General features: G+C 64.1%; 9 protein-coding genes. All 9 read right to left on the bottom strand.

The features are described from left to right. Positions 1–37 precede the first annotated feature (37 nt). Positions 38–2,182, bottom strand: coding sequence for an NAD-dependent DNA ligase LigA (ligA, locus tag NCHOL11_RS04985; RefSeq protein ID WP_097091330.1), 2,145 nt, complete (start codon positions 2,180–2,182; stop codon positions 38–40). Positions 2,183–2,237: 55 nt separating this feature from the next. Continuing rightward, positions 2,238–3,899, bottom strand: a complete 1,662-nt coding sequence (gene recN / locus NCHOL11_RS04980; protein WP_097091329.1) for a DNA repair protein RecN — start codon at positions 3,897–3,899, stop codon at positions 2,238–2,240. A gap of 110 nt (positions 3,900–4,009) precedes the next feature. Then, complete coding sequence (locus tag NCHOL11_RS04975; protein ID WP_097092738.1) at positions 4,010–4,795, bottom strand: outer membrane protein assembly factor BamD; 786 nt, start codon at positions 4,793–4,795, stop codon at positions 4,010–4,012. A gap of 68 nt (positions 4,796–4,863) precedes the next feature. Further along, the gene (locus NCHOL11_RS04970) at positions 4,864–5,880 is read right to left on the bottom strand and encodes a sensor histidine kinase (protein WP_097091328.1); all 1,017 of its coding nucleotides are present in this window, start codon (positions 5,878–5,880) and stop codon (positions 4,864–4,866) included. Between the two features lie 206 nt (positions 5,881–6,086). After that, positions 6,087–8,435 (bottom strand): polyribonucleotide nucleotidyltransferase, encoded by a 2,349-nt coding sequence (gene pnp / locus NCHOL11_RS04965; protein ID WP_097091327.1) that lies wholly within the window; start codon positions 8,433–8,435, stop codon positions 6,087–6,089. A 177-nt stretch (positions 8,436–8,612) separates the two neighbouring features. Further along, entirely contained in the window at positions 8,613–8,882 is a 270-nt protein-coding gene (gene rpsO, locus NCHOL11_RS04960) for a 30S ribosomal protein S15 (protein WP_021237747.1), read from the bottom strand. A 19-nt stretch (positions 8,883–8,901) separates the two neighbouring features. Beyond that, positions 8,902–9,924 (bottom strand): tRNA pseudouridine(55) synthase TruB, encoded by a 1,023-nt coding sequence (truB, locus tag NCHOL11_RS04955; RefSeq protein WP_097091326.1) that lies wholly within the window; start codon positions 9,922–9,924, stop codon positions 8,902–8,904. A gap of 17 nt (positions 9,925–9,941) precedes the next feature. Next, the gene (gene rbfA, locus NCHOL11_RS04950; protein ID WP_097091325.1) at positions 9,942–10,340 is read right to left on the bottom strand and encodes a 30S ribosome-binding factor RbfA; all 399 of its coding nucleotides are present in this window, start codon (positions 10,338–10,340) and stop codon (positions 9,942–9,944) included. Positions 10,341–10,462: 122 nt separating this feature from the next. After that, positions 10,463–12,803: translation initiation factor IF-2 (infB, locus tag NCHOL11_RS04945; RefSeq protein WP_255254717.1), on the bottom strand; the 2,341-nt coding region annotated here is incomplete at its 5' end.

The following is a 12,803-nucleotide window of genomic DNA, read 5'->3' as shown; positions in this document are numbered from 1 at the left end:
CTTTCGCTGGCATGACGGATCTGGTCAACGTCGCCCCCTACCCCGCAGCCTTCACGATTTCTGCCCAGGCCGCTTCATCGATCACCGGGATCCCCAGAGCCGCGGCCTGTTTCAGTTTCGATCCCGCGCCGGGACCTGCCACCACGAGATCCGTCTTGGCGCTGACCGATCCTGCCGCCTTCGCGCCCAGCCGCTCCGCCTGCGCTTTCGCCTCATCGCGGCTCATCGTTTCGAGCTTGCCGGTGAAGACGACCGTCTTGCCGGTCACTTCGCTGGCGGTGGTTTCGACCACATAATCGGGGGGCGACACTTCGGACAGCAGGTCGTCCCAAACCTCTCGATTATGGGGTTCGTGGAAGAAATCGGCGAGCGCGTGACCAACGGCAGAGCCCACATTCTCGACGCCGATCATCTCAGCGATCGCCTTGTCCAGCCGGTTGCGGAAGCGTGTTTCCTCCTCGCCTTCAGCGGCGGTGCTGCTGTCGCGCAGGGCTATGATGTCTTGCCCCAGCGCCCTGATGCCGGGCAGGCTGGTATAGCGTTTCAGCAGGTCGCGCGCGGTGACGGCGCCGATATGGCGGATGCCCAAGCCAAAGAGAAGGCGCGCGGCGTCCGGCCGGCGCTTCGCCTCGATCGCGGCGAGCAGGTTGTCGATGGACTTTTCCTTCCATCCCTCTTTTCCCAGCAGCGCGGCGCGATGCTGTTTGAGACGGAAGATGTCGGCCGGTTCGGTGATCCAGCCAAGGTCGAGAAATTCCTGGATCGTCTTCTCGCCCAGCCCTTCGATATCGAGAGCGCCACGGCTGACGAAATGGCGGAGCCGTTCGAAGCGCTGTGCGCCGCAGATGAGGCCACCGGTGCAGCGGATATCGACCTCGCCTTCTTCGCGCACGGCTTCCGATCCGCAGACGGGGCAATGATTGGGGAAGATGAAGGGCGCGCGCTCTTCGTTGCGGGTGAGGTTGTCGACCACCTGCGGGATGACGTCGCCCGCGCGCTGCACGACGATGCGGTCGCCCGGACGGACGCCCAGGCGCTCGATCTCGTCGGCATTGTGCAGCGTCACGTTGGAGACGACGACACCGCCCACCGTGACGGGGGTCAGCCGTCCGACGGGGGTCAGCTTGCCAGTGCGGCCGACCTGGATATCGATCGCTTCGAGGGTGGTTTGCGCGCGTTCGGCAGGGAATTTGTGCGCGATCGCCCAGCGCGGCGCCTTAGCCACGAAGCCAAGGCGTTGCTGCCAGTCGAGCCTGTCGACCTTGTAGACGACGCCGTCTATGTCGAATGGGAGGTCGGCGCGCGCTGCCTCTATCCCGCGATAATGAGCGATCAATGCGTCGAGCGAGTCCACGCAGGTGAGCATGTCAGAGACCGGCAGGCCCCAGTTGGCGATCGCCTGCATGACGCCAAGCTGCGTCTCTGCCGGAAGGCTGCTCGCTTCGCCCCAGCCATGGGCAAGAAAGCGCAGCGGGCGGCTGGCGGTGACGGATGGGTCCTTCTGCCGCAGCGATCCGGCAGCAGCGTTGCGCGGGTTGGCGAACTGCCGCGCCTTTTCCGGCTCGTCAGCCTCTGCGAGCAGCCGCTGGTTGAGCGCGACGAAGTCGGCCTTCGCCATATAGACTTCGCCCCGTATCTCGAACAGGTCGGGTAGATTTTCGCCTGTCAGGCGATCGGGAATGTCGCTGATGGTGCGTACATTGGCGGTGACATCCTCGCCGGTCGTGCCGTCGCCACGGGTCGCGGCGAGGCGCAGTTCCCCCTTTTCGTAGCGGAGCGAACAGGACAGGCCGTCGATCTTCGGCTCGGCGGTCAGGGCGACGGGTTCCCCGTCCGGCAGCGCGAGGAAACGGCGGACGCGGGCAATGAACTCGGCAATGTCCTCGTCCGAGAAGCCGTTGTCGAGGCTCATCATGCGGACCGCATGCTGGACCTTCTTCAATCCCGAAGTGGGTGCTGCCCCGACCTGAGCATTGGGGGAATCCGGCCTGACAAGCTGCGGAAAGCCAGCCTCCAGCGCGTTATTTTCGCGGATCAGCGCGTCATAGGCGGCGTCGGTGATCTCCGGCTGGTCCTGATCATGGTAGAGCCGATTGTGCCGGGCAATTTCCCTGGCGAGCCGCATCAGGCGATTGGCGGCTTCCGCTTCGGTCATCTGGGTCAGGTCGATCGAGTCACTCATAACTGCTCCATTCCCGTTCAGGGCGGGCTTGTCGAGACTTGCTCTAGCAGCAGCGTCAGACTTCGAGCAGCCGATCCGCCTGCGCCCTTGCCTCTGCGGTGATTTCCGCGCCGGAGAGCATGCGGGCAATTTCTTCGCGCCGCTCGCCATCGCTGAGCGCATGGACGCCGGTGCGAGTGACCGTGCCGTCGCTGGCCTTGGCGATCAGCATATGACCAGCGCCGCGCGCCGCCACTTGCGGACTGTGGGTGACGACGAGGATCTGGTTGCTCTGCGCCAAGCGCGCGAGACGGTCGCCGATGGCCGATGCCACCGCGCCGCCGACGCCCCGGTCGATCTCGTCGAAGATCAGCGTGTCCGCCCCGCCCCGCTCCGCCAGCGCGACCTTCAGCGCAAGGATGAAGCGCGACAATTCGCCTCCGCTAGCGATCTTCACCAGGGGCGCGAAAGGCGCGCCGGGATTGGTGGAAATCTCGAACTCCACCCGGTCCATGCCCTGCGCGCTCCATTGCCCTTCATCGAGCGTGGCGACGGTGGTGCGGAAGCGTGCGGCGTCGAGCTTGAGGGGCGCGAGTTCAGCCGCGACAGCGGCGTCCAGCCGGGAGGCGGCGTCCTTGCGCTGGGCGGAGAGCGTCTGGGCGGCATCGCGATAGGCGGCGGCGGTGGCGGCGACATCGGCTTCCAGCGCGGCGATATGCTCCTCCCCACCCTCGATGGCGGCCAGCTTTGCCGCCATATCGTCGCGCAGGGCCGCGAGGTCATCGGCGGCGACCTGATGCTTGCGCGCCAGCCCGCGTAGGTCGAACAGGCGCGTTTCAATGGCGTCGAGGCGCGCGGGATCGAAGCTGAGCGCATCAGCGGCGCTCGCCAGCCGATCCTCCGCCTCGCCCGCTTCAATGACGGCGCGGTCGAGGGCGGCGAGCACTTCGGCGAGCGGCTCATATTCGCTGACCATCCGATCGAGCCGCCGCGCCGCCTGCCGCAGTTGGGCGAGTCCACCGTCCGAACCGGTGAGGCATTCGGTAACCGCCGACAGATCATCGGCGAGACGCGCGCCCTTCTGCATGGTTGCGCGCTCTTCGGCCAGCGCCGCCTCTTCGCCGGGTTCAGGGCCGAAACGCGACAATTCTTCAACCGCGTGCGTCAGATAGTCGCGGTCGCGCGCCGCCACCTCTACCGCCGCGCGGCTTTCGGCGAGCCGGTCGGCTGCCTCGCGCCAGGCGGCGTAGGCCCTGGCCACCGACGCACTGTCGCAGCGGCCATAGGCGTCCAGCAACTGGCGATGCCCGCGCGGGTTGAGCAGCCCGCGATCATCATGCTGCCCGTGGATTTCGACGAGCGTGCCGCCAAGGTCGCGGAGCAAGGCGGCGGAACAGGCCTGATCATTGACGAAGGCGCGGCTTCCCCCATCGGCCTTCAGCGTGCGGCGGATGATGAGCGGTTCGCCTGCGTCCAGTTCGATGCCGTTGCTGGCGAGCAACTCGGCAGCCCTGTGGTCGGCACGCGGAATGTCGAAGGTGGCGGTGACGCTCGCCTGCGCCTCTCCGCTGCGGACGAGGCCGCTGTCCGCCCTTGCGCCGAGCGCAAGCCCTAGCGAATCGAGGAGGATGGACTTGCCCGCGCCGGTTTCGCCAGTCAGCACGCCAAGGCCCGTGCCGAACTCCAGGTCCAGCGCCTCGATCAGGACGACGTTGCGGATGGAAAGATTGGTCAGCAATGCGGCCGATCTCCAAACGTCATCCCAGCTGACGCTGGGATCTCGTGCCGCCGGGCCGTGCCCAATGGCCTGAGACCCCAGCTTTCGCTGGGGTGACGGTAAATCGGCAGTTACGCCTTGCCGCCATGTTCCCGCATGAGCTTGTAGCTGCGCTCATACCATTTGGAGCCGGGATAATTTCGGCCCAGGACCGCCGCAGCCTTTTGCGCTTCTGCGGGGATGCCGAGCGACAGATAGCTTTCGACCAGGCGCTCCAGCGCTTCGGGCGTGTGGGTGGTCGTCTGATATTTGTCGATGACGGTGCGGAAACGCAATGTAGCCGCCAGCCACTGCCCACGGCGCTGGTAGAAACGGCCTACTTCCATCTCCTTGCCCGCAAGGTGATCATTGACCAGATCGAGCTTCAGCCGGGCATCGGCGGCGTAGCGGGTGTCGGGATAGCGGCGGATGAGTTCGCCCAGCGAATCCAGCGACTGCTGCGTGATCTTCTGGTCACGGGTGACGTCTGCGATCTGCTCATAATAGCAGAGCGCGATCAGATAATAGGCGTAGGGCGCGTCCTTGTTGCCGGTGTGGATCGCGAGGAAGCGCTGAGACGCCGCAATCGATTCACTATAGTCCTTGTTCATATAATAGCTGAACGCGGACATGAGCTGCGCACGGCGCGCCCATGGGGAATAGGGATGCTGGCGTTCCACCTCGTCAAACAGGGCGGCAGCCATCTTATACTGGCCGCGATCGAGCCGGTATTTGCCCGCATTGTAGAGCGTGGACACGTCACGGGCGACATATTGGGTGTCGGCCTTGTTCTTCGACGTGGCGCAGCCGGCGAGCAGAGCGGCAAGCAGAAGCGGAGCGGTAGCCGCGCCGATGCGCGTCATGGTTTTCGTCAGCATGGCCGGGTCATAGCGGAGCGAATGGCACTCGCCAAGCGGCAGAATAGCGGGTGAACGCTTGCCGCCCATCAACGCGCCTGCGCAGGGAGGTCCAGCCGCACGATTGCGCCGCCTTCCGGCCGGGGATGCAGGCCGAACTGGGCGCTAAGCTGGCTCGCCAGCGCGCTTGCGATGCGCAGGCCGAGGGAATTACCCTTCTCGATCCGAAAATCGGGGGCAAGGCCGTCGCCATCGTCGGCGATCCTGAGGGACAAGGCCCCGCTCGAATCCTCCAGCGACACCTCGATCGTTCCGCCGCGATGGGGCAATCCATGTTCGATGGCGTTGCTCACCGCCTCCGCCACGATAAGCGCGAGCGGCACGGCAACGTGGGAGTCCAGGGTCAAGCCCGGCGGGGCGCTGACGGTGACTTGAATATCCCTCCGCCCGCTCGCTTCAAGGACGTCTGCGGTCAGCCGCGTCAGGAAGGCATGCAGGTCCTGTCCTTCTTCCGCTGGATCGTAAAGCGCGCGGCTGATCCGGCCGATCAGGGCAAGACGGCTGGCGGCATCGTCCATCGCTCGTGCTGCCACCTGATCATCGATGTGCCGCCTTTGCAGCGATAGCATCGCGGCGACAACTTGCAGATTGTTGGAAACGCGGTGCTGCAATTCGTGGAACAGCAGTTCGCGGTTTTCCGCCAGCGCCCGGCTGCGTTCCCGTTCCACGGCAAGATTGAAATTGGCCCGCTGCATCCAGTGGATGAGCGCGATGTCGATCCCGATCACGGCCGTGTAGAAAATGAGGGCGAGGATCACACCCCCGCCAAAGCTGCCGCCCGGTCCTGAGGGAATGAAGAAATACCAGGATAGGAAACCGCACAATATCCCCGTGAATATCCCGGGACGCAGCCCGAACAGGAAAGTCGAAAGGATGACCGCCGGGAAAAAGGATACGAACGGGTAGCCGATGGGGAGGAAGCTCTGCGCAGCTAGCCTGAGGACCAGAGCGATGCCGCAAAACGCCGCCGAAATGGCGTAGGCGTAAACAGGGCGTTTGAGGACGAGAGGAAGGCGCTCGACGAACCTCTCATTGGCACGCTGCATCTTATCCCCCCGAAATCGCAGGGCACAGTAACAGAAGTTTTTGCATCTCCAATTGATCGAAATCAAGAATGCCTAGCCCAATGAAAAAGGGCGCCCGGTCAGGAGCGCCCTTCTCATGTCGTTTTTTGTTGTCGCATCGTTTTAAGCGCAAAACCGGTTCCCACTTTTGCGCACGATGCTCAGCATAGCCGGATGACCGGCCAGCATCAGTCCTGAGTCAGGAAATCGGGCAGACCGGCGTTGGAGCCGTCATCGTCCCCGCCACCGTTGCCGCCACGGCCTTCACCGCGCGGGCCACGATCCCCGCGATCACGGCGCGGGCCGCGATCGCCGCCACGGTCACCACCACGACCGCCACGGTCGCCGCCATCCCGGCGGGGGCCACGGCCACGATCGCCACCACGGCCACCTTCACGGTCGCCGCGCGGTTCGCGGGCAGGACGCGTGTCTTCCAGCTCTTCGCCGGTTTCCTGGTCAACGACGCGCATCGACAGGCGAACCTTGCCGCGCGGATCGATCTCGAGGACCTTGACCTTCACTTCCTGGCCTTCCGACACGACGTCGGTCGGCTTTTCGACGCGCTCATTCTTCATTTCGGACACGTGGACGAGACCGTCCTTGCCACCCATGAAGTTCACGAACGCACCGAAGTCGACGATGTTGACGACCTTGCCGGTGTAGATCTTGCCGACTTCCGCTTCCTCGACGATGCCGAGGATCCACTTCTTGGCAGCTTCGATCTGGTCGATGTCGGACGAGCTGATCTTGATGATGCCCTCATCGTCGATGTCCACCTTGGCGCCGGTCTCCGCGACGATTTCGCGGATGACCTTGCCGCCGGTGCCGATGACGTCACGGATCTTCGACTTGTCGATCTGGATCGTCTCGATGCGTGGAGCGTGCGCCGACAGTTCGGTGCGGGTCGAGGACAGGGCCTTGTTCATTTCACCCAGGATGTGGGCGCGGCCTTCCTTCGCCTGGCGCAGAGCGACTTCGAAGATTTCCTGCGTGATGCCGGCGACCTTGATGTCCATCTGCATGGTGGTGATGCCCGCTTCCGTGCCCGCCACCTTGAAGTCCATGTCGCCCAGATGATCTTCGTCACCGAGAATGTCGCTGAGCACAGCGAAATCCTTGCCGTCGAGGATCAGGCCCATGGCGATGCCCGACACCGGCCGCTTCAGCGGAACGCCCGCGTCCATCATGGACAGCGAACCGCCGCAGACCGTCGCCATCGAGGACGAGCCGTTGGACTCGGTGATGTCGGACAGAACGCGGATGGTGTAGGGGAAGTCTTCCTTGCTGGGCAGCACGGGGTGCAGCGCACGCCATGCCAGCTTGCCATGGCCGACTTCGCGACGGCCCGGCGCGCCGAAGCGGCCGACTTCACCGACCGAATAGGGCGGGAAGTTATAGTGCAGCATGAAGTTTTCGTAATGAACGCCGGTCAGGCCGTCGATCATCTGCTCAGCATCCTTGGTGCCGAGCGTGGTGGTGCAGATCGCCTGCGTTTCACCGCGGGTGAACAGCGCCGAACCATGGGTGCGCGGCAGGAAGCCGACCATCGCTTCGATCGGACGGATCTGCGTCGTGGTGCGGCCGTCGATGCGCTTGCCATCCTTGATGATGGCGCCGCGCACGATTTCCGATTCCAGCTTCTTGGTCAGCTTGATGCCAGCCATGACGGTCTGGGCGTCGAGGCCTTCCTCAGCGAAGAAAGCCTTCGCCTTGTCGCGGGCGGCGTTGATCGCGTTCGAGCGGGCCGACTTGTCGGTCAGCTTGTAGGCGGCCGTGATGTCCTTGCCGATCAGCTTCTTCAGCTTCTTCTTCAGGTCATCCAGGTCGTCGCCCTTGGCGACTTCCCACGGGTCCTTGGCGGCCTTTTCAGCAAGCTGGATGATCGCGTCCACGACCTTCTTGCTTGCTTCGTGGGCGAACAGGACGGCGCCGAGCATGACGTCTTCCGAAAGCTCCTTGGCTTCGGATTCGACCATCATCACCGCGTTCTGGGTGGCGGCGACGACCAGGTCGAGTTCGCCGGTCTTCACCTCGTCCATCGACGGGTTCAGCTGATATTCGCCATCCTTGTAACCGACGCGGGCAGCGCCGATCGGGCCCATGAAGGGCACGCCCGACAGGGTCAGCGCAGCAGAAGCGGCGATCATCGCCACGATATCGGGCTCGCTCTCGCCATCGAACGACAGCACCTGGGCGATAACGTTGATTTCGTTGTAGAAGCCTTCGGGGAACAGCGGGCGGATCGGGCGGTCGATCAGGCGGCTGGTCAGCGTTTCCTTTTCGGTCGCGCCGCGCTCACGCTTGAAGAAGCCGCCGGGGATACGACCGGCTGCGGAGTATTTTTCCTGATAATGGACGGTCAGCGGGAAGAAGTCCTGTCCTTCCTTCACCGACTTGGCGGCGGTCACGGCGCACAGCACCACGGTTTCGCCATAGGTCGCCAGCACGGCGGCGTCAGCCTGACGCGCAATACGGCCGGTTTCGAGCGTGAGGGTCTTTCCGCCCAGCTCGATTGATACCTTCTTTACATCGAACATAATGTTTTCCTTCGCCCGCCTGGCCCTATTGCCGGGCGGGGCCTGTGATGCGGGCTAAACCGGCCCGCAGCGGTTTCGGAGCATCGTCTGGCCCCTTGGTCGGAACATCCTGCCGAATTGCAGGAGTCCCGGAATCGGAAACGGCCCCGCTGGGGGGCCGTCCCTTATATAGCAGGCTTACTTGCGCAGGCCCAGCTTTGCGATGAGGTCGTTATAGCGACCCGCATCCTTTTTCTTCAGATAGTCCAGCAGCGAACGACGCTTGTTGACCAGCATGAGCAGGCCGCGACGGCTGTGGTTATCCTTGTGGTGACCCTTGAAATGCTCGGTCAGGTTCGAAATGCGCTCCGAGAGGATCGCGACCTGAACTTCCGGCGAACCGGTGTCGCCTTCGGCGCGGGCATGTTCCTTGATCAGCGCTTCCTTGCGCTCAGCAGTAATCGACATCGGCTTCCTTTCATAACATCTAGAGATTGAAGCCGCGCACCACCCTGATCTCAGGGCCACTGGCCTCGACCAGCGCGACGGGCGTATCGCCCTCCATCGCCAGCATGAGGCCGGTATGCGGTTTCCCCACAAGCACCTTCCCCTGTCGGAGAGCCAGCGCGTCGTCGGGAGAGACTGCAAGAGCCGGGATGTCGTCCAGCCCTGCGGTCAACGGCAGCATGAGCTGCGCGATGCCGTGCCCCCTAGCAGCTTCGTCCAATTTGTCCAGTGAAATAGCGGATTCCAGGGTGAACGGGCCTGCCTTCAAGCGGCGGAGCATGGTGACATGGCCAACCGTACCAAGGGCGATCGCGATGTCGCGGGCGAGGGAGCGGATATAGGTGCCTTTGGAGACATGGGCGCGGAGGGTGATTTGCTGAATCCTCTCTCCGCTCGCGGGGAGAGGATAAGGAGGCTTGGCAGCTTGCTGCCTAGCCGGAGTTGGAGAGGGGGATGACGCGCCCTGCCCCTCTCCAAGCTCCGCTAGCCCGCCATGCCGACAAGCTACGCTATCCTCTCCCCCTTTCGGGAGAGAGGAAATCTGCAGTTCGTAAATCATCACGCTGCGCAGCTTCATCTCGACATCCTGCCCAGCCCGGGCAAGGTCATAAGCCCGCTGGCCGTCTATCAGGATGGCAGAATAAGCAGGCGGCGCTTGTTCGATCGGGCCTGTGAAGCGAGGCAATATCGCTTCTACCTCGCCGATCGTCGGGCGGTGATCGCTTTCCGCGATAACCTTCCCTTCGAGGTCCAGCGTGTCGGTCTGGGTGCCAAACGTGACGGTGAAGCCGTAAATCTTGTCGCTGTCGAGCATGCGCCCGGCGAGCTTTGTCGCCTCCCCGATCGCGATCGGCAGCACGCCAGTGGCCAGCGGATCGAGCGTGCCGCCATGGCCGACTTTCCACTTGCCAGCCCCGCTTTGGCGAAGGGCGCGCTTGACGGCGCCGACCGCCTGGGTGGAGCCGAGCCCGTGGGGTTTGTCGAGGATGATCCAGCCGTGCATGGGGGTGAACAGCGGCGTCAGTCCTGATCGTCCGTCTGACCAAGATCGCGTGCGACCTTTGGGTCCCTCAGAAGCTTGTCGATGTGGCTGCCTTCGTCAAAGCTCTCGTCCGCAAGGAATTTGAGCTTTGCCGCATATTTGAGGCGGATGCGGTGCGCGACCTCACGCTGAAGATAGGCGGTGTTGGTGCGCAGCGCCTTGAGGACGGCTTCCTCGTCCTGGCCGAGCAGCGACTTCACGAAGACGGTGGCGTGGCGCAAGTCGGGGGACATGCGCACTTCGGTAACGCTGACGACATGTTTCGCCAGCACATCGTCATGCACGTCGCCGCGCTGGAGGATGTCGGACAGGACGTGACGCACCTGCTCGCCCACGCGGAGGAGGCGGACAGAGGGGCCTTCGGATTGATTGGACATAAATCCTCCCCTCCCGTGAACAGGAGGGGCCGGGGGTGGGCTCTCCCCAACGGCCAATGCAATTCAGGAGAGGGCGAGCCCACCCCCTAGCCCCCTCCCGCCTGCGGGAGGGGGAACATGGATCACAGCGTCCGGGCGCGCTCTTCGACCTCGAACAGCTCCAGCGTGTCGCCAGGCTTGATGTCGTTCGTGTCCTGAAGCACGGCACCGCATTCCATGCCCGCGCGGACTTCGGCGACATCGTCCTTGAAGCGGCGCAGCGACGCGATGTTGGTGCGCGACACGATGACATCGTCGCGGGTAAGGCGCGCGTTGAGCCCCTTGCGGATGATGCCGTCCAGGACGAGCAGACCGGCCGCCTTGTCCTTCTTGCCCGCCGGGAACACCTGAAGCACCTCGGCGCGGCCGACGATGGTTTCGATGCGCTCGGGAGCCAGCTGGCCCGCCATTTCGCCGCGTACTTCCTCGAGCAAGTCGTAGATCACGTCATAATAGCGCAGCGAGATCTTCTCGCGTTCCGCCAGCTGACGCGCCTTGGCATTGGGACGGACGTTGAAGCCGATCAGCGGCGCGCGGCTGGCAGCGGCCAGCGTGACGTCGCTTTCGGTGATCGCGCCGACACCCGAATGCAGGATGCGGACCTTGATCTCGTCGGTCGAGATGCGGTTCAAGGACGATACGATCGCTTCCACCGAACCCTGCACGTCGCCCTTCACCACCACCGGATATTCGATGACCTTGGTGTTGAGCGCCGAGAACATGTGCTCGAAGCTGGTCGGTGCCGTCGTGGTCCGCTTCTTCGTCGCCTGTTCCTGACGGTAGGCGGCGACTTCGCGAGCCCGGGCTTCGTTCTCGACGACGGTCAGCTGATCACCTGCCAGAGGCACACCGGAGAGCCCAAGCACCTCGACCGGGGTCGATGGCCCTGCGACCTTCACATTCTGGCCCTTGTCATTGACGAGCGCCCTCACCTTGCCGCTTTCGGCACCGATGACGAAGGTGTCGCCGACCTTCAGCGTCCCCTTGCGCACCAGCACGGTCGCGACCGCGCCGCGGCCCTTGTCGAGCTGCGCTTCGATGACATTGCCTTCGGCCTGGCGGTCGGGGTTGGCGGTCAGTTCCATGACTTCGGCCTGGAGCAGTATCTTTTCGATCAGCTCGTCCAGACCCGTCTTCTTGAGCGCGGAAACCTCAACGTCCTGGACGTCACCGCCCATATCCTCGACCACGATCTCCTCGCTCAGCAGGCGCTCGCGCACCTTCTGCGGATTGGCTTCGGGCTTGTCGCACTTGTTGATCGCGACGATCATGGGGACGCCAGCAGCCTTGGTGTGGTTGATGGCTTCGATAGTCTGCGGCATCAGGCCGTCATCGGCCGCCACCACCAGGATGACGATGTCGGTGACGTTGGCCCCGCGAGCGCGCATTTCTGAAAATGCCTCGTGACCCGGCGTATCGAGGAAGGTGATGACATCGCCCTTCTTCGTCGTAACCTGATAGGCGCCGATATGCTGGGTGATGCCGCCGCTTTCGCCAGCGACCACATCTGTTCCCCGCAAGGCGTCGAGCAGCGAGGTCTTGCCGTGATCGACATGGCCCATGATGGTCACGACCGGGGCGCGCGGCTTCAGGGTTTCGGGCGCATCCACTTCGCCTTCCATCCCGATTTCGACGTCAGCCTCAGAAACGCGCTGGATGCGGTGGCCGAATTCTTCGACCAGCAGTTCCGCCGTATCCTGATCGATCGGCTGGTTGAGCGTGACGGCAGTGCCCATCTTGAACAGGGCCTTCACCAGGTCCGCGCCCTTTTCGGCCATGCGGTTGGCGAGTTCCTGCACGGTGATGCTTTCAGGCACCACGACATCGCGGACCTGCTTTTCACGTTGTTGCGCGCCACCGGCATAATGGGCGCGGCGCTCCTTTTCGCGCGCGCGCTTCAAGGCGGCAAGCGAACGGGCGCGGGCGCTGTCGTCGTCGGCAAGCGCGCGCGTGACGGTCAGCTTGCCCGATTGGCGGCGATTATCCTCGCCCGCACGCTTGGTGCGGTCAGGCTTGGCCGGTTCGGGACGCTTGATCGGCGTGACGGGCGTGAAGCGGCGCGGCGGCGGCGCGACGGCCGCAGGGGCTGCCGCGGAGCGCTGTTCGGGCGCTTGCTGAGCAGGCTGTTCCTCGACCGGAGCGGGTGCAGGCTCGGCGGCAGGCGGCGCAGCAGCGGCCTTTGCTTCTTCCTCGGCGCGGCGCGCGGCTTCGGCCTCGGCAGCTTCAGCCGCCTGGCGGTTTTCCTCGACGCGGCGCTTTTCATCCTCGGTCGCGGCGAGGCGCTGCGCATCCTCACGGCGGCGCGCCTCTTCCAGCGCGTTCATGCGGGCTTCTTCAGCCTCGCGCAGCAGCTTGGCCTGCAATTCCTGACGCGACATCAGGCTCTGCGGCGGCGAAGGGCGCGCGGGGGCGGCGGGCTGCGGC

Origin of the sequence: Novosphingobium sp. Chol11, assembly GCF_900218065.1 — a bacterium.
Taxonomy (GTDB): Bacteria; Pseudomonadota; Alphaproteobacteria; order Sphingomonadales; family Sphingomonadaceae; genus Sphingobium; species Sphingobium agri.
This window is presented reverse-complemented; position numbering and strand designations above follow the sequence as displayed.